This is a genomic window from Alteromonas sp. ABD4_190 (assembly GCF_056160105.1).
The window spans coordinates 1,804,955-1,828,065 of sequence record NZ_JBSWWN010000001.1; the positions used below are offsets into that span (position 1 = coordinate 1,804,955).

A 23,111-nucleotide genomic window follows, 5' to 3' on the forward strand; every position below is an offset into this window, starting at 1 on the left:
GCTAAATATTCACACCTTTTTACAATGAGGCCGCTACCGCTCGGCCTACCTGTAATGTCGTGAATAAAACTATTTAACTGCCTTATTAGTTATTGATTTGTTCCCGCTTGTAAATGATGTTGTCGTTTCCTCTATAAACACCATAGGTCAGCGTGGCGCTAGGCGGGTTGTCAGCTTCACCATCTCCATCCCAATCCCAAAGCAACCACGCTTCGGGGGTATAAGTTAAAGGATAATTACCCGCTCCATTTGGCGATGATAAGCGCATACCTTCGCCGGTGACGTACGCACCTTCACTTAGGGTTCCGTCTTCAGAAGAAACTAGCTCACCTGAGGCATCATTTATATTAGCGTGAGCAAAGTCTGAGCAGCTGTCGTACGTGTTTATGCGCCACGTTTGACCATCCCAGTATTGGGTACGAAGGGGAAGCAATAAGGCTTCATCTGCACCGCCATAGTTGTTAATTAACGTGGCTCGGCCGTAGGCAAAGCTGATCGCATCACCAAAATCATCAACACAGGAACCCGTACAAGAAAGCCCATTAAAGTTTGCGTTGTCAATTTGTCCACTATCAGCCACCAGCGCAATAGATGCATCCATATATGCTCCATCGAGTGCTGCGCCACCCAAGCGGCTAAATGCTATATCATCGTCAGAAAAGGTAATTTGACCTGTAGCACCGCTTTGAGGCCATGAAATCGTGTTTGTATTTTCTAAACGGTCTAACAAACTTCCGTCATGTTCAACTTGCAGCCCAAGGTTTGTTAGTTTGTCGAAGCCATCATAGTAGTTCGCAGTGCGGCTGCCTTTTTGGTTAAGGGCAGTAAGAGTAAAGCTCACTTCGCTGATGGGCTGGCCAAAGTAGTTGAACGCATCGCTTGCAGCGCATGCTGCCACCACGGTTCCTGACAGTGAAAAATTCGATGGTGCAAAGCGGCCCACATTATCAACTCGGCCTAATACCGTGGTATCGTTCAAGTATGCACTTTGAGCAGCAATAGAAATGACACCCACCTCATCATAATTTAATGACTGATTAACTTTCCCCTCGTTGTCAAAATTAACGCTTATGAGGCTTAATGAACCTGTTGTCCCACCTGCTGGCAATGTTTGCTGAGGTGTCAACGCTACGCTACCAGAATAATGTTCAGCGGTGGTGTTATTGCCTAAATCAGCAAAATTATCTGGCACACCATCATTATTATTATCTTCCCCATCAACCCACTGCGCCGCACGAAGACCTAGCACAAAGTTTTCTCCCGTGCGCGCTAGCAATGTACCATTCGCGTTCGTTGCATACCCGTTAGGGTTCGTACTGGTGCCACCGTCATTTAAAATGTCCATAGCAAACCCAAACGGACGAACCGTAAAGATATTTGAAGACCCAGATATTGCTGTCCTGTCAGTGATTGTTCCTGTGAGCGATAATTCACCCGCATCAGGATACTGCACCGTAAACTCAGCGCGAGAGTTTGCGTCAAATTGCAGTGCGAAGGTATCCGCAGATAACCCAAGTTCATACGTGTTATTGTTATTTGAAAGGGCCACCTTATTCGAGCAAGTGCTAGAACTTGCGCAATTGTAGTTAAGGTCCACATCTACAACTTTGTTTCTTAAAAATTCTGAGTTACCACAGGCCTCGACAGCATAGGTCTTACTATTAAAGCCTTGATCTGATGGTTTGCCAGATAGTTGGGTTACAATAGTGGCGGTGTTGTCTGTAAGGTTTTTAAACACTAGACCATCGTCTTTGAAGTCAATTTTACACCCTTCAATACCTACATCCTTTCCCCCAATAAAACAGCGAAGCTGTGAAGATGGCGTTTCGCCTAGTGTTGCAAGCTTTGTATCGTTTCCTTTCAAGCTGTCTAGCGCTAACGAAATCTGTCCAGTAAAAGAGACGACATCATTTCCGCTCCACTGAAAATTAGCATTGTTTTGCGGAGACAGATTAACCGTTGAAGGCTGAGAGTAGATGAGATCGCAATTCACATCTGCACAAGCCTTAAGCGTTATCTGTTTAGCCGCGCAGCTACTGCCTTTGTTGTCCGCTAATTCATAGCGATAGTGATTAAGTACTTCGATAACCTCTCGACCGCATATGCCGGGGATATTATTCGGTACTTCGTTTGCAGTAACTCTAAGAGGTGCTGGAAGAGTTGCCGTTGTTGAAGAAACGGATTCAATTCCTCCACCAGCATTAAAACGACCAATGATGGTTTCATCACCAACATTAGCGAATGTGACCGAACCTTTTGCAATAACCAAGGCGTTAGGGTTAGAGCCATCAATAACTACGTCGCCGTCTACATAAATCGCTAGGTAAGCACCATCAGCAACAGTAACGTTGGCATTAGCCATAACGAATCGGGTTGGCTCGCCAATTGGATTTGTACCTGGATCGGAAATATAGATGCGTGTAGGGGCTACGACGTTATAGTTACCCGCTGCCATCAGCACATTTTGCCTGCTGAAGTAGTAATCCCCTGCTAAATTACCGGCTGCTATTTCGGGGCCGCTGTCATCAACTGTAATACTAGGTATTGCTCTGGCTTGTGATTCAGTCAGTGAGTCTGTGTTATTTACGGTACAGTCGACGCCCGGCTCTCCACATTTAGGATAATCCGCTGTGCCAGCGGTTCCACCAGGAATTAATTGCGTTGCACTGAGTACACCGCTGTTTTCATCGATAATACGGCTATTAGCAGGAAGATTAATGGCAGAGCCACCAAAAGCTGCAACCGCGCCAGGAAATGCCACGTCACAACTGGGCACTTCACCACTAAAGACAAACTCTGATGTCATGGCCAAAATGCTGGCATCTTCTTCAGCGTGGTTACGTTCTGAATCTAAACTTCGGTCTTCATCAACGCGAAGGCCTAACCTGTCTTTGTTTACCTGACAACTGCGCAGCCACCCTCCGTCTTGACCATTGCGGCTGATCTTACTGGCAGCAACCAATGGGGTTTGCGTATAAGAGTTCTTAAAGTTATTTCGAAAACAGCCGTCGCTCCAGCCTTGAATACGAACATCCGCAAAATCCGCCTCCCAAACTACCTCTACGCCATTGTCGTCAAAGAACCTGCGGTCAAACCCTTCAGTGGTGGCCATGTAAGCAACCGTTTCAGTGCGTGTTACGGGCTCATAATCTGTTTCTGACGCTTCCAAAGCTATATAGTATGAAGGCGCTTCATATTTAGCTGCAATGGTTAGGAATGGCAGTAGATGTTCATTGGGAGGTTTCTTGCCATTTACGTCAACTTGGTTATTAACAGTTTGAATAGAGTGGAAAAAAACGGGTTGCTCTCCAAAGTCTGTCTGAAGAGGCACTTCTGCGTATCGCGCATCTTCAGTACCAGGCACTAATGGTCCTGTTGGAAAATACCAGGGAGAATTGGTAGCAGCTTGGATGGTAGTAGCATCCAGCTCCATTTTTCCTACCTCAACAATATCGCCGTCAGGGAATTCGTGAACGCCGTAGGCAATCGCTAGGTAATGACCTCCCATGGTGATATGAGGGCCATCTTCACCAGAGGGTTCAAGGGGCAATGCTTCAAAACCCGTTCTGGTCACGTTGCGAATTTTGACGATAGCAGGGTTAGCACCCTGATTGGTTGAAAGCATAAATACTGCGGGCGGCTCATCGTACACCTGCGAAAAACTAATAGTCGTCCACTCTGCTTTGTTATAGGTATTTTGAAGTTCGATGAACCTGCCTTCGATTTGGGGGATAGCTAACACGGGCAATGCTAATACAGATAGCATCCCAATAAAAAAGGCTCGAAAACGAGATATACGGTATGTCATTATTCTTCCTGCCTCACTTCAACAAGAACGCGTTTTGAGGTTTCAAGCTGGCCTGCACTGCACTGTGCTTCCGCACCTAACGCATAAACCCTAATTTCACCAGCGGCTACTTCTGGCTCTTCGACCTCGGTCTCTACTTCACAAGATAGCGTAATAACACAATTCTGCACGTTAGCTGCATTAATAATTACTGGCTGAGTAATGGCGGTACAAGCAGGGTTAGCACCGTTAATGAGTCTCGAAATCGCAACTTCCATTCCGCTTTGCGCGGCCAAATAAGCGCGAGCGCCATAATATTCAATAGATTGCTGACGAATATTAGATGAGATTTGATTAGACAAGGCTATACCAAGCCCTAAAAGAACAATGCTTATTATAATCGCAACTATTGTTGTAGAGCCTTTTTGGCGAACTGGAGAACCAGACAAACCAAGAATACGTTGGCCTCTTCGGTGGTTTATTAACTGGGGCATTTCTTTACTAGGGCACATTAGGGAAATGAACCTCGTGTACAACGGATATCTGCTCATCATCACTGTTTTCTAAGGTCATTTGTAGCTCAATTAAGCCATTTTGGCGTAAACCCGCGGTGACTACATTCGCGCTCCACGATGTCACATTAGTTCCAAGAACGCCGGAAGTACCACCTTGCGTTCTGATTAAACGCTCTCCCTGAGAGGTAGATGTTCTGCACACTGTTACTTGCGCTTCAGGAACGAAGAAGCGTTTGCCTGGGGAAGATTGTGTGTTCGCGGCGCTAAGCGTGAGCTCATATTGATTATCGCTAGTCGGCTCAGAAGCAGCATCAGTAATAGCATCTATAGTTCGGCCGTTATCATTCACGCTCTGCGGGTTTGTGGGGTATATAACGAGTGTGTCATTCACACTTAACTGACTGTTGAACACGACTACGTGCATGGGATTATTAAACGCATCACCTACGTATGTACCGCTTTCTTTAATCGGGTAGTAAGAAAGGCACCCTAAACTTGCGTCAAATGACACTGAGTTTGGCACTACATTACGTAGTTCTTTTTCCAGTCGCAAAATAATAAAGCGCGCTTCTGAAACAAGGCGGGTCCGCTCTGCACCGGTTATATAAATTTGCGCACTTAAAGAAATCACTTGGGCGACAGATACGCTAATTACACCTAAAATAGTGATCACTAGAATAAGCTCTATAAGCGTAAAACCGCGCTGACGCTGTGCTTGTCGTGGAAACATTAATAGCTCCCTCGATAAGCGCTAAAGTTGTAGATTTGGCCGTCTGGTGCAGTCACGGCTATATCAATTCGCTTGAACGTTTGACCGTCAGTGAGCGTACTGTCATCTAAGTCACTGTCGTAATCTACCGTTACCGTAAAAGCAAAATTGTTGTAGTTACCGCCGACGTTACTCACTACATAGCCGTTGTAATCGTCAACATCATCATAGTCGTCTTCGCTCGCCTCTTCAGGGCCAAGTGTTGTTGAGCAATTTCCTTTGGTATTACAGGTTTCAAAAGGCGGGCTTCGGTCGCTGTTTTCATCAAACGAACGGCTTAGAATATCGTTCATTAACGACTGACCTAACTTAGCTGCTTTTACTTGGCGAAATGGCTCAGCCGTTTGCTCAGCTTGCGGAACAATAAGCGATAACACTATTGTTAAGCTGATAGTGAATACAACAATACCAATTACTAGCTCTAACAAAGTAAAGCCTTCACTGCGTTTTTTACGCGTAGGAAACACTGCGCTAGCACGCATAAATGGCCCCTTCACTTTGCAAACACATGGCAAAGGTACTTATTTGAATTTTGCAGTTAGTTAAGCAGGCAATGTTGCTCGGTCGGCCGAATCCGTCAAACCGAATTTGCGAAAAACTATCGCCGTTATCATCTGCAGTTTGGAAGATAAAGTCGGTGTTGGATGCGTTAACAATTTGGTCGTCATCAAAAGCAGTGGAAAGAGCGTTCGCGCAGTCGTGTCCAGCGGGGGGAGCAATAACTGTACTCGTTATTTTCACGCAGCTGCTGTCTTGTACGTTTTGCATGGCGCGAAGCTGCATATTACGCACTAACTGAAGGGTTCTGTCGCGAAGTGCAATGGCTTCTTCAGTATCGCTACCAAGAAAGCGAGGTGCGGCGGTAACCGCCAGCACCCCAATAACCAAAATGGTTATTATAAGTTCTACTAGTGTAAAACCGCTTTTCTTCACATTACTGAACGCAAGTGTTGACTTCAATCGACGGGCGCTCGCCTTCGGCTGTTGGATTTGTATATTCTACAGTACACGCAGCGTCCGCTGCTGTTGGAGCTGTGTCAGAGTAAGTTCCGAACCCTGTGTAATATATAATCGCAACGCCAGTCCCATCAGTAGAAACTTGGTATTCATCTGGTAGGTCTAGCAAAGCTGTGAAATTAGCAGTTGTTTGACCTGCTGGATATCCATATACCAAAGATACTGTTGAAGAGCCTACGTCTACAGTTTGAGAAGCATCGCTCGTTCCCGCCACGTCATTAATTAGCGCTTTGCCATAAACAACAGATGATGAAGATTCCAAAGATCCAGCGATACCCTGCAATACAGAATCACGTGCGTCGTCTTGAAGGTTCAGAAACTTAGGTGCTGCGGTTACCGCTAGGATACCCAGCAATACAATTACAATGATTAACTCGATTAGGGTGAAACCCTGTTGTGTTGATACTTTTTGCATAATCAAACTTCCTGAGTATTAATTAAAAAACAGTAACCTGGCCAGTGGCTGGGTTGTAAGTGAAACCGTCAAACGTCGTACCGTCAGGCGTGCCGTCTGCTGGCGCTACATTGTTAGGTAAACCCATAGACTCAACTAAGTAGTAAACACAAAGCGTGTTTGTGCCAGAGTCATCTGAACGTACCGCATATCTGAAGTCAGCAACAACCGTATCATTGGTTGATGTTGTGTTAGTAGGCGCTGACTGTAGAATTAGGTCAAATGTGTTTTTACATTCGGCATTGTTCACCGAAGAAATAAGCGTATTGCCCGTTGGGCTGCCTGTGGGATAGCCAATGGTGCCATCTACGCCCACTGGCGTTTGGTCATAGGTGACTACTGTGCTGTTAGCGCCACTGTTGTTGCCGCTTGGGCGGCCTTCCACTTCCCACTGTGCGCGCACAAGACCAACAGCAGCCGCAAAGCCACCTGCTACTCCTTCTACACTGGCCTCTCGCGCTTCATCAGTAACATCGATAAAACGCGGTAGCGCTGTAGCCGCAAGCAAGCCTAAAATAATTACAACAATGATAAGCTCTATTAGTGTAAAGCCTTGCTGTCTCGTGTTCATAGCATCTCCTAGATTACAAATAAGCGCATAACTCCGACGCTTAGTTAACTTCTTTTTTCTCTTACCAAGCCGCTATCGGCGTGGTACTCGAACCAAACCTTGTCTTGAAAAAAGTATGCACATCGCAAATAGCCGTTCACGTATTCATCGTTTACCGATACTTCAGACGACATATCGAATTCTCTTAGTGTCGCCAACGTGAACATATATTCACAGGCATTCCCTAACCCAGCCTCAAGCCCTTCAGGCCAGCCTTTTATATTTACAAATAACTCTGCAGCGACTTCTTGTTGGCGCTTCTGCTTTATGTCGCCACTGGCATCAAAGTCAATTTCGTAAATCAAAACCTTTGATTGCTTGGTCTTTATCCACTGGGCCCTTGCCAACATAACAACCCGCTGAAACTGAGCCACTGCGTTTTCTTTGTTAACTTTTTCAGCTTCTTTTATTACTGGCGTTGCGTGATAAACATACGTAGCAGCCACAACAGCAAGCACCAAACCAATCACGATAAAGTTAAATAACCCTGACTTAGTGCTAGCCACGCTTTACCCCACTAAAATGGCGCGAAACTCTTACCCGCCCTTTACCGCCGACATCATGTTCCACATTGGTGTAAATATGCCAAGCGCCAGTATTAATACCATTACCGCTACAAAACCTATCAAAATAGGTTCAATTTTGGCCGTTAAGCTCTTAAGGTCGAAATCAACTTCACGTTCGTAATAGTCTGCGCTCTCTTCCAAAAGCGGCTCTAATCGACCCGTTTCCTCACCCACAGCTATCATTTGTAGTACAAGTGTAGAAAACAGTTCGCTATTTTTCGAAACCCTCAGCAAACTTTCGCCTTTTTCTATGCCCTGGCGCATTTCTTTAATGCGCATCTGCATATGGGCGTTATCTACAGCATCCGCTGTTAGTGACAGGCCTGCGGTTAACGGCACACCAGCTCGCAAAATCATAGAAAAACTACGGCTATATCTTGCTAACAATGATCGCTCAATAATGCTGCCTACAACAGGCAACTTTAGTTTAAATTTGTCCCATTTAAGTCGTCCATTAGTCGAATTAACGTATTGTTTAGCCGAAAAAATTGTTCCAATTAGAACAATTAAGATTAACCACCAGTAGTTTACAAAGAAGTTTGAAGTGCCTATCAGCACGCGAGTCATTATAGGTAGCTCGGTGTCGAACCGCTCAAACATTTGTGTAAAAACGGGTACAACGAAAAGGTTCAATATAAACATAGCAATAGCGAGTGCTATCAATACAAATGTGGGGTACCGCAACGCCGATTTAATGCGTTTTCGTGTTTCCTGTTCTCGTTCAAAATAGAGGGCTAACTGCAGAAAAACATCGTCCAGCTTACCGGTATTTTCCCCTACTACGACAACAGAAATGGTCAACCGCGTGAAGACTTTTTCATACTTTGTCATGGCCGAAGATAAGCTTCTGCCTTGTTCAAGCTGATCGGCAATGTCCTTTAAAATTTCTTGGAAACGCTTATGTGAGGCGTTTTCACTTAGCCCTTTAATTGCCCGAATAATCGGAATACCCGCTTTAAGAAGCGAGTACATTTGGCGAGAAAAGATGATCATCTCATCCAGTCCCACTTTAGCTTCGAATAAGTGGCCAATGTCTAAGCCACTGCCCGCTTCTGCTGCCTTTTTAGTTTCTTCTATAGAAATAGGAACTATGTTTTTAGACAGTAAAGCCTGCGCTGCGGCTTGTGCTGAGGCAGCTTCAATAACCCCTTTTTCAGGACCACCTTGAGTCGATTTACCCGCATAGCTAAACTGAGGCATTAGTGGTTCACCACCTCAGGAACAAACTCAGCGACTTTGAAGACCTCATCTAATGAGGTTTTGCCTTCAGCTGCATAATCAAGAGCCATATGAGAAAGTGGAACAAAGTCCTTGTTGGCCTTTGTCGCGTCAACAAACCCCTGCGTATCGTCATCTCGCAGCGCTTCCATCATATCTTCGTTCATTTCCAAAAACTCGAAAACACCAATACGACCTTTGTAACCTGTGTGGTTACAGCTATTGCAGCCCCTACCTTTGTAAAAAGTCGCATTTGCTAGTTCTGGCTTTAGGAAACCTACCCATGCTTGCTCTTGCGCGCTTGGCGGCCGCTCTTCTTTACAGTTGTCACATACACGACGTACCAAACGCTGCGCCAAAACGCCACGCAGTGATGTTGCTACTAGATAGGGCGCCGCGCCCATATCGATAAGACGGATGGCGCTAGTTACAGAGTCATTGGTGTGAAGCGTACTTAAAACCAAGTGGCCAGTTAGTGCTCCTCTCAGTCCTATTTCAACTGTTTCTTGATCGCGCATCTCCCCTACCATGATAATGTCAGGGTCTTGTCGAAGGGTGGTACGTAAAATTGACGCGAAGTCGAGACCAATTTTTGAGTTAACTTGCACCTGATTAACACGAGGCAAACGATATTCAATGGGGTCTTCAGCGGTAATGATTTTCAAGTCTGGCTTGTTGAGTTCGCTCAATGCGCCATACAAGGTCGTGGTTTTACCTGAACCTGTAGGCCCAGTGACCAATATCATGCCGTGAGGTCGGTTTATTGCTGCGCGAAATTTCTCGGCCATCGCATCCGGCATCCCCGTCTGATCTAACGTCAAAAGACCCGCGGATTGATCTAGCAAACGCATCACCACCGCTTCACCGTTAGCGACAGGCATGGTGGAAACACGCACATCAAGGGTATGACCCTTCACTTTAATATTGAAACGCCCATCTTGAGGAATGCGCTTTTCTGATATGTCGAGTCCAGACATTAGCTTTAGCCTAAGTACCAATGCCGAGGCAATTTTAACCTGGTTTAGCGTGTTTTCCTGCAGCACGCCGTCAACACGCTGCCTTATGCGCAGAATATTTTCATCTGGCTCAATATGAATATCAGATGCACGCACCTGTACTGCATCTTCAAAAATAGAGTGGAGTAGTTTTACTACTGTGGCATCTGAAGTGGTATCGTCTAAGGCAGAGAGTTCAAAATCGGCTTCATCGGCATATTCTTCGCCCAACTTTTCTGCAAATGACGCAATATCTTGAGTGCGACGATACACGGTATCGAATGCTTCAAGCATTTGATGCTCTTGCACGATAGCTAGTTCAATATTGCGAGGAGCTACTAGCGGCCCAAGCTGGTCAAGACCGCCTAAATCGGTGGGGTCGCTCATACCAAGCAGCACTTCATCGTCGTCAGCTTCTAGTACTAGCGCGCGATAGCGTCTTGCATAAGTTTCTGGTATAAGTTGCGCCTGCTCTGGATCAATTCGGCGCTGTGTTATATCTAAAAACGGAATATTGAGCTGCTGCGCAAGAAAGCGCAGAAGTTGAGGCTCGCTGATAAACCCTAAGTCAATAAGCGTATCACCCAGTTTGCGCCCAGATGAACGCTGTGCAGATAGTGCATTATCAAGCTGTTCGCTGGTAATAATATTTTCGTGAACTAATAAATCGCCGAGGCGCATCTTTAATCGAGGACGCATTAAGGTTGCTCCTGTAAATCAGTTAGGCGGGCACTGGCATATTGCGATGACGTAGAAGAGAGGCCACCGATTGCTAGGGCTCTGGAATATGAAGAAATAGCCAAACGCTTGTCTTCCAGTGCATCATAATTAACCCCCAGTGCCAGCCACCATTTAGCGTTATTTGGTTGTAGCGAAGTCATGGCACTAAACGCCGAGACAGCTTGTTTTGGTTTGTTGATGGTTTGTGCAGAGGTGCCCTTTAGTATCAAGTAATCGATACGTTTTTCAGCCAGTGCTTTTACATCTAAGCTGTCAGGCATCAGGTTCAATGCTTCTTCAAAACGACTTTCTTGAACCAAAATCTTGGCCATAAGCTCGCGCCACACTAACGACTCTGGCGACATCACAACGCCTTCTGAAAGCACCTGGAGAGCTTGTAGGTTGTTATTCTGCCCAAAATAAAGCGCGGCTAATTGTTTGCGAGCCTCGGTGTTTTGTGGATAGGTAGACAGTGCAAGAGTAAAGCTTTTTTGGGCGTCGTCGAAAATTCCAAAATTGTAAGCTTTCAGCCCAGCTTCTAAATGAACAGCGCTTTGTTGCTCTGGAGATTTAGGCGTAATGTCAATTGCTGGCTCACGCGAAATAATGTTGTCTGACTTAGGCGAGCTCAATTCACCGCTTGTTTTAACGTTTGTTCCAACACTTGTCTTGTTGGCCGTTTGTATATTTGCTTTTTCTTGGGTTAAGCCTGAGGCTTTCACTCCTGCCGCCCCAGTTTCTTCTGCCTCAGCTGTTGTGGTCTCGGCTGCAATTACGGTTGCCCCTACTTTTGACTTAACATTCGAGCTTGCGTTTGAAGTATTAGCAGCTTGCGCACGCTGCCTATATTCAGCCTCGTCGTCGACTACCGTCTCATCAATACTATTAAATACAATCTCGGCCACATCTGACGGCGTATTTTGGTATGCCAAATCTTGCTCGGATAACGGCGTAGATTTCATGCCCTCTAACTGTTGTTCGGCACTATCGACACCTTGCTTGGAAGTACTTTCTCTGTCCGCTTGGATGGGCTTATTTTCCAGTGAGCTTGCTGCTGTATTCTGTACATCGCCTTTTGCAACAATGTCAGCGCTACCTGTATTACCAACACTGTTACTATTCCCAGACTCAGTCATGCTGCTCAACACCAGCCAAATAGCTAGACCTAGTACAGTGAGCGCAATCAGCGCTTTAGGCCACAGCGAACGATTTTCGACGTGAACCGTAGGCGGCAAGCCAAAATCTTCGTTCTGGTTTCGCTCATCAAGGGACTTTAGGGTGTCATTCAAAATACTCAAAAGTTCTGCGCTCCGTAAAGATGAAGCGCACTTGCTACAGCAACCACGGCTATCGATAAAACCACAATACTTTGTCTAGGTACTAGCCGCCGTTTACAGTCATCAGTATCAATTACTGCACTTATCGTATGTTGCCAACTCGCCGAACTTTTCCCTTGACCGTAAGCACGAAGAAGAATTTTGTGGCAAACGATGTTAACCAACCGTGGCGTTCCTCGGGTGACTAATGCGATAAAAGCCCGTAAACCCTTAGAAATTAATTGCTCGCTTCCGCCCGCCGTTGTTAGCCTATGCCCTATGTAATAATCCACTTCCGCCGACGTCATTGTGCGCAGCGTGTACGAAAAGCTGATGCGCTGACGGATTTGCCTAACCTTGGGGTTTGACAGGTTAGCGTCAAGTTCTGGCTGACCGAATAAAACAATTTGAAGTAGCTTACTTTTCTCAGTTTCTAAGTTGCTAAATAAGCGCAGCATCTCAAGTGCATCCCAGCTTAACGATTGCGCTTCATCGATAATCAGTACTGCTTGCCGCCCTTCCTGTTTAAGTGCTAACAGCCTTGACTCTATGGCACTGTGTAACCCCTGAGAGGCTTCGTTTTTACTTACATCAATACCTAATTCATTGGCAAATGCTATACGCAACTCGTCAGGGCTAAGGTATGGATTCGGTAAGTAGCAGGCTACAAATTTATCCGAAAGGTGATTTATCAGCTTGCGGCACAACAAGGTTTTACCTGTACCTACTTCACCGGTCACTTTGATAAAACCTTCAGACATACTTAACGCAGACAAAATGACTTTTAACGCTTCATTGTGCGGCGCCAGTGCACAAAAGAAATCCGTGTTCGGCGTGAGCGAAAACGGCATTTCTGTGAAGTGATAAAAGCCCTGATACATAATTAGTTTCTATACCACTGGTCAAGCAAAGACTGAGTGCGAAGGCGCTGCTTTTCCCACGTATCTGGCTGTACCACAGAAGGGCGAATAAGAATAACCAATTCGCGCTTGCTCTGGGTTTTCGCTTTGTTTTTAAACGCGTTACCTATAATAGGGATGTCACCTAACAGCGGCGTTTTGGATTCTTGCTCGCTAGTAACCGTTTCCATTAACCCGCCGATCACCACAATTTCACCGTCGCGAGCGCGGATCACTGTGTCTGATTCACGGATATTGCTTTGTGCTAGCGGTAACAAAATTTGTTGGTCACCCACTTGGATAACCTTGGTCTGCTCCGCTGTTTCTGTAACTGAAGGGTGAACGTGCAATATCACAGAGCCGCTCTTGTCTATTTGCGGAGTTACATCCAAAGCAATACCAGAGAAGAAGGGGGTTAGTTCTATATCGTTTTCATTTTCAGTCTGGGTCGCACTCTGATCTTCACTAGTCGATACATCTGTAACAAAGTACTCATCTTGACCTACTTTAATAACGGCCTTTTGATTGTTAGTCACCGTTACGCGCGGATTACTGAGCATTTGCACGTCGCCCTGGGTTTGAAGCATATTGATTACGCCATCAAAGTCACCGCGGGAAATACGTAGCGTTGATACTCCACCGATATCGCTAGAAATCGAGTTGCCGATAGCATTTACGGCGTTAATTGCAGGGTCAATGCCCGAAGCGGTGTTTGCTGCAAAATTCGAAGCAAGCGCCCCGCCGCTAAACCCAAAATTGAGGCTACCCGTTAAGCCACTTGCTATCCGGTCCCACCGTACGCCTTGCTGGTAACCATCATTAAGCGTGACCTCAATAATACGCGCCTCCAGCACTACCTGGCGCTGCAAACTTTCTTGACTTTGGTTTAAGAAATCTTTGACCACAGCAATTTCGCTTGGCAGCGCACGAACCGTCACTAACCCCGCCTGCGGTGAAACCACTACTTGACGACCTTCAGTGGGTGATACCAGAACTTTTAACGCTTCTTTTAAGTCACTCCAAAAATCGTTTTCACTGGTAGTTTGAATGTTTGAACCGTTTAGCTGCTGTATGTTGTTGCCGCCAAGACCGCCTTGGCCACCAAGTCCACCAAAACCACCTTGACCGCCCAGTGCGTTACCGCTGATGTTATTGTTGCCGTTAATACCGCCGTTGTTACCACCGTTATTTTGGTCCTGCTCGCTTACTCCACCAGCAATCACGCTTACGTTCGACACACCAAAACGCTTGATCATAAGGAAGTTTACCGGGATAGATTCTGTTTTTAATTGAGAAGGCATAACCTGGATGACCTTACCTTCTAAAAATACATCCAGCGGATACATTCTAGAGATAATCGTAAGCACGTCATCAAGCGCTACGTCTTTAAGCGTTAAGCTGATTTGCCCTGACACAGCTGGGTGCACTGCCACGCTATAAGGCGTATCTTCCACTAGCGCATCAAAGAAAGGGCGAACATCTACATTGTTGGCAGATACCGCGAACATTTTCTGAGAGGTAGGAGCCGGTAGCGATTGATAACGCGCTACTTCTGACAGCAATTCTTGGTTTAACTGTGGCGGAGGTGTGGGCTTACTAACTGGAACATTCTGCGAACGATTGAGTTCGTCGCGAATATGTGGCTTCACTTCCTCGCCAACACCATAGGTTTGACAACCCGCGATAACAAACACCGCAGCTAGCACCAGTGCGTTAGAAATAAGGCTATTTTTTAATTTCATATGCATACATTCTTAGTATTTTCTGCTGACGACCGTCAGTTATAATCACGTGTTTAGGGTTTATTTTAGACACAGTAAATTCATTGAGCGTATCACCCTCTCGATAAGACTTGCCAGAGATGATCGCGCTATAACCGGAACTGCGTTTAAAAATTGACTGCAGTGCCAATTCACCATCTAGTAAGTTGCTTTCGCTTGCACTCGCCCCCTTGAACTGGGCAGGTTTAGTTGGGTCTACTGCGGCCATTGCAGGCTTGAAAACACTACCTACTATCAACAAACTAAATATGAAGCATTTCATCGTCTTCACCTAGACTCCTTAAAGCGAAATGAAGGTAGCGTTATTGCTTACTGTCGCTAACCCCAATGTCAGTGATGCACTGGGATATTCGTCGACGTTATAAGCGAAGTCCGTCACAATGACTTTTTCTGGTGCCGCTTGTAGACGCGCTAGATAACTGCGTAAGTCGAAGTAACTACCCTCAATCACTAAACGCATATTGTGACGATAGAATGATGTACTTTGCGTTTCACCTTCACCAAAACGAAGAATTTGAGTAGGTTCTACGTTAAAGTTAACCAAGCTCACATTGTTTTCTTCATTCAATAACGTCATTAACAACTCGGGCATTCTGTCGGCAGCCACGAAACCTTCGTTCAATGAAAGTAGCTCATCGTCTACGCTCAATAGTACTTTTCTCGCGCTATCCAATTCTTGTTGCATACGCTGTGTGTAATCGACAGACAGCGCTTGCTGAATGGCATCCCTCTGAATAACCAGCGCCTTGTATTCACTTTCTTTTCGAGTAAGGGTTTTATCCGCACCAGACATGCTATCTAGCGCGGGCGATATGCCAAACCAAAAGAACAGATAAACGATAAGGCCAAAGTTCACCCACAAAATAAGCTGCTTTTCTCTGTTTTCGAGCGCAGAAAACTTATCAGAGAGCTGTTGATACTGACTCATCAGCGTCTCCTTCAAAATCAGTTGATATTAAAAATTGCTTCACGTCTTCAGCCCCATCTACTTCGTCGAACTTCACTGACGAAAATGACTTACCCTGAAAGAAAGGTGATTGCTGTAATTTCTTTAACCAAACAGGAATAGACGACGGTGCCACCGTTTGCCCTGACAAACGAATTTTCTGGGTATCTATGTTTATGCTGGTAAGCCAAAGGTTCTGGTTGTGATAGTTGGCTAAGTCGTCCATCACTTCGCCATACTTGGTTGCATCAAAAGACAGCTCTCCACTTTCTAAATAGGCAAGCAATTGCTTTCTGTTTTCTATCTTTGCATTCACTTGCTCAAGCTGCTGCTCAAGCGCTTTGGTATCTCGCTTTTTCTCTAGGGCATCATTGAGTGATTTAATCTCATCATTGATTTGGCGTGTCGATGCCGACATCTCTTGTATTTTTTCTTGTTTCGCGTTTAGCAACACGTTAAAAGCCACAACAGCAATGAGCATTATGGCAAACGCCACGCCATTTACCCAAAGCACCTTTGATAGGGGCAAGCGCTCTTTTTTAGGCTTAAGCGATGGATGGTAAAGGTTTATTGTTCGTTTCACTGTGCCTCCCTCGCTGCAACAAGCGCACTGGCCAAAGCAAAGTGGCAAGTGGGGTCAACAACATCAGCTAACTCGAGCTCCGGCACGAACTTTTTCATAGCCGCAGGCTGAAACGGCTTTAAGCGCTCTATTACAGGCTCGCAATCAAACTGTGTTCTGAACAAAATTTCTTTTAGCGGTGGCTGTTTTAGCTGTGACTCATAGAAATCCATCGAGCGCTGTATTTCTAATCCAAGCATGTCGCCTAACTGGACTAAATCTTCTTCGGCGGCGTTTTTTTTGACAAAGCCTCTCAATCGTCGCGATAGCCAAATAGCACGCGAACGCACTATCATCAAAAAAGGTTCGCTATTGGGCTCTTGAATAATGAGTAATCGCGCATAGTCATCATCAGGTACCATTTCTGTAGCCAACACTTCTTTGGCGTGAATATGAGTGAGCTTTACCTCTTTCTTTTTCGACAAACTTTGAACCAGCGCGGAAAGCGAGGATTTATCTGCAGCAAACACATCAATTTTTTTATTGCCGGCGCGAGTTTGAACTGGGTAGTCGATGTAGTCCAAAACAATATTGCTAGAATCAAACGGAACCAACTCGCCAAGGGTCCAAGGGAGCGCGGTTGTAATGTCTTCTTCAGGCACTTCAGGTTTATCGACCTGTACCATATGGTACATTTCTTGTGAAAGCACAACAGATAATCGACACGTTTCCTTCTCGAAATCACGCAATACGTCACTTAATTGCGTTTCAAGAGGTTGTAGATTATTGAAAGGAACAGACGCAACAGAGCTGAGTACATGACCACTGTTGCCAAAGTTAACAGCGGCAATATGTAATTCAGTAGCACTCACAGAAACACCTACTGTGAGCGTTGTATTGTTCTTTTTCGAAGAGAATAAGCTAGAAAGCATATGCCTACTTAATTCATTAGTGTCGAGTATTATCTTATTATCAACAATACCTCAAGGCGTCAGTTTGTGACATGGCGTTAACTAAAAAGTAGACTAATTATCTAAATAAACCAAATACCTACATAGGCGATCATTTATATTAATATGTATTAGTATGAAGACCTTACTAGCCTTTTAAATCCATAACTGAACCGTTTGCGGGATAGTAGTCGAAGTAGGTTCCTCTGCTTAAGCTGTAACGGCACCAATAGTTATCTTCATTTATTTCAAGCTCGGCGTAGTATCTTGCATGCACTTTGAAGCCGTCGACACGTAATGGGGATGCCACTATTGATGACCAAATTTTTTCACATCCAGCATCTGACATGTCAGATGTCGGCCACCCATTGTGGTTCATACGCACTGGTGTTCGGTTAATTTCGCTGCCTGTGTCATCATAGTGAATAAGCATTATCATAGTGGTAGGCTGGCGCACTCGCCATTGCCAATGTGAAGAAACAACGTGGCGTTTAAACGTATCGAAACGCTCTGCAAGAGCTTCTGTTGTCGTATCTGCTTCATCAACGTGAAAATTGTTAATTGCTACCCCCAATGCTACCGCGAAAATAACGGCAATAGACGCTTTAATAACGTTTTTAGTGGTGTCTGAGTCTTTTTTATTTTTGTTCATTTGTGGATTCTCAGCTTATAACTGAAGTAATAAACCTTGTTTAGCCTCGGTGTTTGTCGCTATATGCAAAACATGATGCGGCTGTAGCAGGCGAAAATCGACTTGGCTATGTTCTTAGTTTATCGGCATTGTGAATAAAATATGAAGTATTATCAGTTCGCAAAGAAACTTGAAGGAAACCTTTAGTCTACCTCGTTCACCAGTATCAATGATTGAAGTACGACTCTTAGTTAAACGGCTTTTTGTAGGATAGTAATTCCCCAGAAATCACTGTCTTTTTGCTTCAGCTGCCATCCGCTTTTCATAAGCACTTTTCGCGTATAGTAGTTCGTCATACCATGCCCAAACAGAACCACTTTATGGTGTGTTTCGCTGAGTTTATCGATATGCAATGAAAGTTTTTCAACCCGCTTTTTAGCATATTTAAAACTCTCAAAGCGGCCTTTAGTCCCCATAAACCAAAGGGCCCGACTCAGCAAAACCCAGTGCCAACTGCGTAAAGTGAAAGGCAGCTTGTAATAAGGTATATCCATTTCTCTCAGTTCCGGTAGCTCTTCGTCAACTGAAGTTGCCCCATATTGGGCTGCTGTTAACTTTGCTCTTAAAAGCGGACTGACGGCGATATAGCTACCAGATATATCTATTTTTCGTTTAGGTTGGCTGGCTGGGTCAAGGGGAGATTTATTGTAGTTACGCACCCAGCTTGCATAATCCGCGGCATTCACTTTCTCATTGTGGGCTGAAAGTGGCTTTCCGTGGCGAATGAAAATTACTTCTTTGACTGCACTTTCTTTCACGACATCCGTGTTCATATTGTGTCCAGTTAATAAAAGCTAACGATTTCGCTAGCGTTAAGTAAAGGGTTCTATGAATCGTTATTTTCTTTATACAGCGGGAGCATACGGAACGAAGAACGTGAGCTTAAACGCAACGCCCTTTGTACATACTGAAGCTAATGAACAAAGTTACGCACTCGCTAATACTGGGTCAATAGCTTGTTGTTCGCTATCAAGGGAGTGAGCTTTTTGCTCAATGTATTGCGATAGCGCCTCTTGTTGCGCTTTATTTAAACGCAATCCATGCTTAGTTCTGCGCCAAATAACATCTTCCAGGGTACATGCCCACTCACTCTCAATTAAATAGTCTACTTCAGCGCGATACATGCCTGCGCCAAAGTCTTCTCCCATCTCAGCAATTGACGATTTTCCTTTTAAAAATTTGTAGCTTAAAAGGCCATATTGACGGGCATAGCGTTGAGCAATATCTTTGTTCAACCACGGGAACTCACCAATTAACTTATCTACAAGCTCTCCTTGGCTTTCGAATGCGCCACCTGGTAAAGGGACTTCCTTGGTCCATGCTTTTTTAGCTTTAGGAAAACAAGTAACCAGTTTGTCTACCGCATGCTCAGCTAATTTTCTGTAGGTCGTTATTTTCCCACCAAAAATATTGAGCAACACAGGCTTACCTGTCTCACCTTTTAGCTCAACTTTGTAGTCTCGCGTTAACTCTTGAGCAGAAGCATTCTTTTCTTCCAGTAAAGGTCTTACGCCACTGTAAGAGTGAACGATATCGCTTAGGGTAATTTTTGATTTAAAGTAGGTGTTTACCACGTCAATTAAGTATTCGGTTTCTTCATCCGATATAGCAGCATCTGATGGGTTGCCTTTGAAGTCTTCATCAGTAGTACCTACCAGCGAGAAATCCCCTTCATATGGGATAACAAAAACAATACGCCCGTCTTTGTTTTGCAGTATGTATGCTTCATCAGTATCGTAAAGTTTCGGCACAATGAAGTGGCTTCCTTTCACCATACGCATAGCATTTGGGTTGTTAACATTTACTAAACGATCTAAGAACGATACCGCCCAAGGGCCTGCAGCATTGACAATAGACTTCGCTTTTACTGTAAACGTTTTCCCTTTTGCCGTTTTAAGTTCAACACTCCACAGGTTGTCTTGCTTTTCAGCTTTCACACATTCAGTGCGGGTGTAAATTTGTGCGCCTTGGTCTTGTGCGGCCAGTGCGTTCAACACCACTAAGCGTGCATCATCTACCCACCCATCAGAATATTCAAAACAGGTTGTAATGTCGCTAACTAGTGGGCTTTCGCTCGTTGTAGAAAGCTTACGCGAACGTGGCAGCATGTTACGTTTCGCTAAAGAGTCATATAGAAATAATCCGATTCTAATCATCCAAGCTGGGCGTAGGTGCTTTTGATGTGGCAGGCGAAAGCGCAGCGGCCACATGATATGGGGTGCCTTTTTAAGCAACACTTCCCGTTCCGCTAATGCCTCTTTTACTAGGCGGAATTCGTAATGTTCCAGATATCTAAGGCCGCCGTGAATGAGCTTGCTACTTGAAGAAGAGGTAGCGCCAGCAAGGTCACCTTTTTCACATAATGCTACTGAAAGCCCACGTCCTGCAGCGTCTAGCGCTACGCCAACACCGTTAACGCCGCCGCCAACGACTAAAACGTCGACTGTTTTTTCAGATTCATTGCTGTGACTCATAGTTTGCCCCTGCTCGTATTCACATTTGCTTTATCTAATTGTTGGCTATTTGACAACCAAAAAGAAAACATGTCAACACAAAACGAACATTATCGAACATTAAAGAAAGTTAAATGAACCCAGTTATACGTTAACGTGCTGGTAAATAATGCATAGGAAGAATGTAGGGTTTAGCTAATCTACATACGCTGAGTCGCATGTTTGTAAATACAACTAGATGAGTGAATCAACACAAAACCATGTGCAAAGAACACTTGGCAACGCACAACATTGTCGAATGATAAGGCTAGTCCAGAATTATGACAGATCTGTGATTGTGACGATAAATGAATAAGACAACTTATAGTTATGCTTTTACAAAAGTAATGTTATTTTCTTTTATAATTTTGCCTATGCTTGGCGGTGGTGTTTTGTCGCAAACTAAGCAGTCGACTTGTGATATATGGCCTTGTTCAACCATAGCGCGGCGTTCAAATTTACTGTAGTCGGCCGCAAGAATCACGTGCTGAGTGTGCTCTAAAATAGCTTGTGAAACTTTAACTTCTCTAAAGTCAAAGTCTAATAACGCGCCGTCTGAACTTATACCACTTATACCGATGATTCCGTAGTCCATGCGAAACTGACTAATAAAGTCACAGGTTGCTTCACCAATAATACCGCCGTCGCGATACCGTACTTCACCTGCGGCGATAATCACCGAGAAGTCTTCTTTAGCAGATAGGATTGTCGCTACATGAATGTTGTTTGTTACTACATGTAGATTTTTATGATTAAGCAGCTTAGTGGCAATAAGCTCTGTTGTAGTACCAATATTGATAAACAAAGACGCACCATCAGGTATCATGGCCGCAACCGCTTCAGCAATTTTTTCTTTGACTTCGCTGTTTTGCGTTTTACGTTCTTGATAGGGCGTGTTTTCCCAACTTCGATTTAAACCCGCACCGCCGTGATAACGACTGACTACACCAGCATCAGCCAGTTGATTTAAATCTCTTCGAATGGTCTGAGGTGTAACGTCACAAGCACTCACCAAATCATCAATAGACATAAAGCCCTGTTGCTTTATTAGCCCAACAATTTTTTCGTGTCGTTGCGTTTGGTTCATCACACATCCTCAAAGTAAAAATCGATATTGATTATACGTGCTTAAAGAGGAAGTTCCCACGATAAAACGAAAAGCAAATGTTCGTTTTCGAAAATATGCCGTTGTTAAACATCTGTAAATGATGCAAACTCTATGAAAATTATCTTCAGGAGTGACCTTATGGGACAACATATTCTTGCCATTGATCAAGGCACAACAAGCTCTCGCAGCATTATTTTCTCTGCAAAAGGCAGTATAGAGGCCATCGCTCAACAGGAGTTTTCTCAAAAGTATCCTAAAGATGGCTGGGTTGAGCACGACCCGGAAGAAATTTGGGAAAGCGTTGTCGCAACCCTGAAGGAAGTTTTTAACAAATGTAATATAACCCCGTCTGATGTCGCCGCTATTGGTATCACTAATCAGCGCGAAACCACGCTAGTTTGGGATAAACAATCAGGAAAGCCTGTCTACCCTGCAATCGTTTGGCAAGATAGACGTACAGCGCAATACTGCCGAGATTTTAGCGAAGACGAAGAATTTGTATCGTATATAACAGAGTCGACAGGGCTCTTACTTGACCCTTACTTCTCAGCAACCAAAGTCGCGTGGATACTAGATAACGTCGAAGGCGCCCGAGAGAAAGCAGAAAATGGCGAGCTTCTGTTTGGTACTGTGGATACGTATTTAATTTGGCGCTTAACGGGCGGCGAATCACATAAAACTGATGCCACAAATGCGTCTAGAACCATGTTGTTTGATATTCATAAACAATGTTGGGATGAAAAGCTCCTTAATAAATTTAATATCCCAGCTTCAATGCTGCCGGAAGTTATGGACTGTGCAGCAGATTTCGGGGTAATTAAAGAAGACATTATCGGAAAAGCTATTCCTATTCAGGGTGTTGCAGGTGATCAGCAAGCGGCACTTGTGGGTCAAGCGTGTTTTGAAAAAGGCATGGCAAAAAGTACGTACGGTACGGGTTGCTTTATGATCCTTAATACAGGCGACGCCCCTCTTCAGTCGAAAAACCGATTACTTACCACGGTAGGTTACCGACTTAACGGCAAAACCACCTATGCATTAGAAGGCAGTATTTTCATGGCTGGCGCGACCGTTCAGTGGCTACGTGACGGACTTAAATTAATTGATGATGCTGCAGAGTCAGAGGCCTTAGCGCAACGTGCAAGACGAGATAACGGTGTGTTCTTGGTTCCCGCATTTACCGGCTTGGGCGCGCCTTATTGGGACCCAGATGCCCGCGGAGCTATTTTAGGGCTAACTCGGGATACGGGGATCAGTGAAATCGTGGCTGCAGGCCTGCAATCAGTTTGTTATCAAACTAAAGATCTTCAAAAAGCAATGGAAAGCGACGGAGCGCGTCCCACGACCATTCGCGTAGACGGCGGCATGTCGCGTAACGACTGGGTTATGGGCTTTTTGTCAGATATTTTGGGTGCTGAAGTAGAGCGCCCTGAAATTACCGAAACTACTGCGCTAGGCGCCGCTTTTCTTGCTGGGTTACAAGCAGGTGTGTTCAGCAATATTGATGATTTAACTCAGTGCTGGAAAAGTGATAGCGTTTTCACACCGCGCTTATCAAAACAAGAACGCGATCAGGCTTACGACGGCTGGAAGGCCGCTGTAGACCGTATCCGCTGCAGTTAATTTCTCCTTATTTTTCCTATTGTTAATAAAGTGCGGTTATATTCCGCACTTTTTTTATACAAAAAAAATTTTTATAACATTGTCATTACATT

22 protein-coding genes are annotated in these 23,111 nt (G+C 44.8%); 1 reads left to right on the top strand and 21 read right to left on the bottom strand.

The window, feature by feature from the left end; translation table 11 throughout:
- Nucleotides 1-85: 85 nt before the first annotated feature.
- The 21 genes from ACXAFM_RS07965 to ACXAFM_RS08065 form a co-directional block, all read right to left on the bottom strand.
- On the bottom strand, nucleotides 86-3,808 hold the full coding sequence (locus ACXAFM_RS07965) for a DUF6701 domain-containing protein (RefSeq protein WP_474834079.1): 3,723 nt from the start codon (nucleotides 3,806-3,808) through the stop codon (nucleotides 86-88).
- Nucleotides 3,808-4,281, bottom strand: a complete 474-nt coding sequence (locus ACXAFM_RS07970; RefSeq protein ID WP_474834081.1) for an agglutinin biogenesis protein MshP — start codon at nucleotides 4,279-4,281, stop codon at nucleotides 3,808-3,810. Before ACXAFM_RS07970 ends, ACXAFM_RS07965 begins: the two co-directional genes overlap by 1 nt.
- Nucleotides 4,282-4,288: 7 nt before the next feature.
- Nucleotides 4,289-5,032, bottom strand: a complete 744-nt coding sequence (locus ACXAFM_RS07975; RefSeq protein ID WP_474834083.1) for a PulJ/GspJ family protein — start codon at nucleotides 5,030-5,032, stop codon at nucleotides 4,289-4,291.
- The gene (locus tag ACXAFM_RS07980) at nucleotides 5,032-5,553 is read right to left on the bottom strand and encodes a prepilin-type N-terminal cleavage/methylation domain-containing protein (protein ID WP_474828424.1); all 522 of its coding nucleotides are present in this window, start codon (nucleotides 5,551-5,553) and stop codon (nucleotides 5,032-5,034) included. The genes ACXAFM_RS07975 and ACXAFM_RS07980 overlap by 1 nt, the downstream gene beginning before the upstream one ends.
- A complete protein-coding gene (locus ACXAFM_RS07985) occupies nucleotides 5,543-6,004 on the bottom strand; it encodes a type II secretion system protein (RefSeq protein ID WP_474830545.1) in 462 nt (153 codons plus the stop codon). Before ACXAFM_RS07985 ends, ACXAFM_RS07980 begins: the two co-directional genes overlap by 11 nt.
- A gap of 1 nt (nucleotide 6,005) precedes the next feature.
- On the bottom strand, nucleotides 6,006-6,503 hold the full coding sequence (locus ACXAFM_RS07990; protein ID WP_474834085.1) for a prepilin-type N-terminal cleavage/methylation domain-containing protein: 498 nt from the start codon (nucleotides 6,501-6,503) through the stop codon (nucleotides 6,006-6,008).
- Nucleotides 6,504-6,525: 22 nt separating this feature from the next.
- A complete protein-coding gene (locus ACXAFM_RS07995) occupies nucleotides 6,526-7,113 on the bottom strand; it encodes a prepilin-type N-terminal cleavage/methylation domain-containing protein (protein ID WP_474834087.1) in 588 nt (195 codons plus the stop codon).
- A gap of 44 nt (nucleotides 7,114-7,157) precedes the next feature.
- Nucleotides 7,158-7,658, bottom strand: coding sequence for a hypothetical protein (locus tag ACXAFM_RS08000; RefSeq protein WP_474828430.1), 501 nt, complete (start codon nucleotides 7,656-7,658; stop codon nucleotides 7,158-7,160).
- Nucleotides 7,659-7,688: 30 nt separating this feature from the next.
- Nucleotides 7,689-8,918, bottom strand: coding sequence for a type II secretion system F family protein (locus ACXAFM_RS08005; protein ID WP_474828432.1), 1,230 nt, complete (start codon nucleotides 8,916-8,918; stop codon nucleotides 7,689-7,691).
- Nucleotides 8,918-10,630: a GspE/PulE family protein gene (locus ACXAFM_RS08010; RefSeq protein ID WP_474828434.1), complete on the bottom strand. Its 1,713-nt coding sequence runs from the start codon at nucleotides 10,628-10,630 to the stop codon at nucleotides 8,918-8,920. The genes ACXAFM_RS08005 and ACXAFM_RS08010 overlap by 1 nt, the downstream gene beginning before the upstream one ends.
- The gene (locus ACXAFM_RS08015) at nucleotides 10,630-11,949 is read right to left on the bottom strand and encodes a tetratricopeptide repeat protein (RefSeq protein ID WP_474834089.1); all 1,320 of its coding nucleotides are present in this window, start codon (nucleotides 11,947-11,949) and stop codon (nucleotides 10,630-10,632) included. Before ACXAFM_RS08015 ends, ACXAFM_RS08010 begins: the two co-directional genes overlap by 1 nt.
- Nucleotides 11,946-12,848, bottom strand: a complete 903-nt coding sequence (locus ACXAFM_RS08020) for an ExeA family protein (RefSeq protein WP_474834091.1) — start codon at nucleotides 12,846-12,848, stop codon at nucleotides 11,946-11,948. The genes ACXAFM_RS08015 and ACXAFM_RS08020 overlap by 4 nt, the downstream gene beginning before the upstream one ends.
- Nucleotides 12,849-12,850: 2 nt before the next feature.
- Nucleotides 12,851-14,608, bottom strand: coding sequence for a pilus (MSHA type) biogenesis protein MshL (gene mshL, locus ACXAFM_RS08025; protein ID WP_474834093.1), 1,758 nt, complete (start codon nucleotides 14,606-14,608; stop codon nucleotides 12,851-12,853).
- A complete protein-coding gene (locus tag ACXAFM_RS08030; RefSeq protein ID WP_474835553.1) occupies nucleotides 14,592-14,909 on the bottom strand; it encodes an agglutinin biogenesis protein MshK in 318 nt (105 codons plus the stop codon). Before ACXAFM_RS08030 ends, mshL begins: the two co-directional genes overlap by 17 nt.
- 18 nt (nucleotides 14,910-14,927) lie before the next feature.
- The gene (locus tag ACXAFM_RS08035) at nucleotides 14,928-15,575 is read right to left on the bottom strand and encodes an agglutinin biogenesis protein MshJ (protein WP_474834095.1); all 648 of its coding nucleotides are present in this window, start codon (nucleotides 15,573-15,575) and stop codon (nucleotides 14,928-14,930) included.
- Nucleotides 15,550-16,176, bottom strand: a complete 627-nt coding sequence (locus ACXAFM_RS08040) for a PilN domain-containing protein (protein ID WP_474834097.1) — start codon at nucleotides 16,174-16,176, stop codon at nucleotides 15,550-15,552. The genes ACXAFM_RS08035 and ACXAFM_RS08040 overlap by 26 nt, the downstream gene beginning before the upstream one ends.
- Nucleotides 16,173-17,027 (bottom strand): agglutinin biogenesis protein MshI, encoded by an 855-nt coding sequence (locus ACXAFM_RS08045; protein ID WP_474834099.1) that lies wholly within the window; start codon nucleotides 17,025-17,027, stop codon nucleotides 16,173-16,175. The genes ACXAFM_RS08040 and ACXAFM_RS08045 overlap by 4 nt, the downstream gene beginning before the upstream one ends.
- A 226-nt stretch (nucleotides 17,028-17,253) precedes the next feature.
- A complete protein-coding gene (locus tag ACXAFM_RS08050; protein WP_474834101.1) occupies nucleotides 17,254-17,757 on the bottom strand; it encodes a hypothetical protein in 504 nt (167 codons plus the stop codon).
- A 230-nt stretch (nucleotides 17,758-17,987) separates the two neighbouring features.
- Nucleotides 17,988-18,569: a phosphoglycerate mutase family protein gene (locus tag ACXAFM_RS08055; protein ID WP_474834103.1), complete on the bottom strand. Its 582-nt coding sequence runs from the start codon at nucleotides 18,567-18,569 to the stop codon at nucleotides 17,988-17,990.
- A 153-nt stretch (nucleotides 18,570-18,722) separates the two neighbouring features.
- The gene (gene glpD, locus ACXAFM_RS08060) at nucleotides 18,723-20,270 is read right to left on the bottom strand and encodes a glycerol-3-phosphate dehydrogenase (protein WP_474834105.1); all 1,548 of its coding nucleotides are present in this window, start codon (nucleotides 20,268-20,270) and stop codon (nucleotides 18,723-18,725) included.
- A gap of 346 nt (nucleotides 20,271-20,616) precedes the next feature.
- On the bottom strand, nucleotides 20,617-21,375 hold the full coding sequence (locus tag ACXAFM_RS08065) for a DeoR/GlpR family transcriptional regulator (protein ID WP_474828456.1): 759 nt from the start codon (nucleotides 21,373-21,375) through the stop codon (nucleotides 20,617-20,619).
- 159 nt (nucleotides 21,376-21,534) lie between these two features.
- Here ACXAFM_RS08065 and glpK point away from each other — a divergent pair, with 159 nt between their 5' ends.
- Nucleotides 21,535-23,019, top strand: coding sequence for a glycerol kinase GlpK (gene glpK / locus ACXAFM_RS08070; protein ID WP_474834107.1), 1,485 nt, complete (start codon nucleotides 21,535-21,537; stop codon nucleotides 23,017-23,019).
- The last annotated feature ends 92 nt before the right edge of the window (nucleotides 23,020-23,111 follow it).

Bases quoted from the DNA above. Each gene is read 5' to 3' on its own strand.
- mshL (WP_474834093.1), bottom strand. From the start codon at position 14,608: ATGAAATTAAAAAATAGCCTTATTTCTAACGCACTGGTGCTAGCTGCG.
- ACXAFM_RS07970 (WP_474834081.1), bottom strand. From the start codon at position 4,281: ATGCCCCAGTTAATAAACCACCGAAGAGGCCAACGTATTCTTGGTTTG.
- glpD (WP_474834105.1), bottom strand. From the start codon at position 20,270: ATGAGTCACAGCAATGAATCTGAAAAAACAGTCGACGTTTTAGTCGTT.
- ACXAFM_RS07995 (WP_474834087.1), bottom strand. From the start codon at position 7,113: ATGAACACGAGACAGCAAGGCTTTACACTAATAGAGCTTATCATTGTT.
- ACXAFM_RS07965 (WP_474834079.1), bottom strand. From the start codon at position 3,808: ATGACATACCGTATATCTCGTTTTCGAGCCTTTTTTATTGGGATGCTA.
- ACXAFM_RS08010 (WP_474828434.1), bottom strand. From the start codon at position 10,630: ATGCGTCCTCGATTAAAGATGCGCCTCGGCGATTTATTAGTTCACGAA.
- ACXAFM_RS08020 (WP_474834091.1), bottom strand. From the start codon at position 12,848: ATGTATCAGGGCTTTTATCACTTCACAGAAATGCCGTTTTCGCTCACG.
- ACXAFM_RS08035 (WP_474834095.1), bottom strand. From the start codon at position 15,575: ATGAGTCAGTATCAACAGCTCTCTGATAAGTTTTCTGCGCTCGAAAAC.
- ACXAFM_RS07990 (WP_474834085.1), bottom strand. From the start codon at position 6,503: ATGCAAAAAGTATCAACACAACAGGGTTTCACCCTAATCGAGTTAATC.
- ACXAFM_RS08050 (WP_474834101.1), bottom strand. From the start codon at position 17,757: ATGAACAAAAATAAAAAAGACTCAGACACCACTAAAAACGTTATTAAA.
- ACXAFM_RS08055 (WP_474834103.1), bottom strand. From the start codon at position 18,569: ATGAACACGGATGTCGTGAAAGAAAGTGCAGTCAAAGAAGTAATTTTC.
- glpK (WP_474834107.1), top strand. From the start codon at position 21,535: ATGGGACAACATATTCTTGCCATTGATCAAGGCACAACAAGCTCTCGC.
- ACXAFM_RS07980 (WP_474828424.1), bottom strand. From the start codon at position 5,553: ATGCGTGCTAGCGCAGTGTTTCCTACGCGTAAAAAACGCAGTGAAGGC.
- ACXAFM_RS08030 (WP_474835553.1), bottom strand. From the start codon at position 14,909: ATGAAATGCTTCATATTTAGTTTGTTGATAGTAGGTAGTGTTTTCAAG.
- ACXAFM_RS07975 (WP_474834083.1), bottom strand. From the start codon at position 5,032: ATGTTTCCACGACAAGCACAGCGTCAGCGCGGTTTTACGCTTATAGAG.
- ACXAFM_RS08065 (WP_474828456.1), bottom strand. From the start codon at position 21,375: ATGAACCAAACGCAACGACACGAAAAAATTGTTGGGCTAATAAAGCAA.
- ACXAFM_RS08005 (WP_474828432.1), bottom strand. From the start codon at position 8,918: ATGCCTCAGTTTAGCTATGCGGGTAAATCGACTCAAGGTGGTCCTGAA.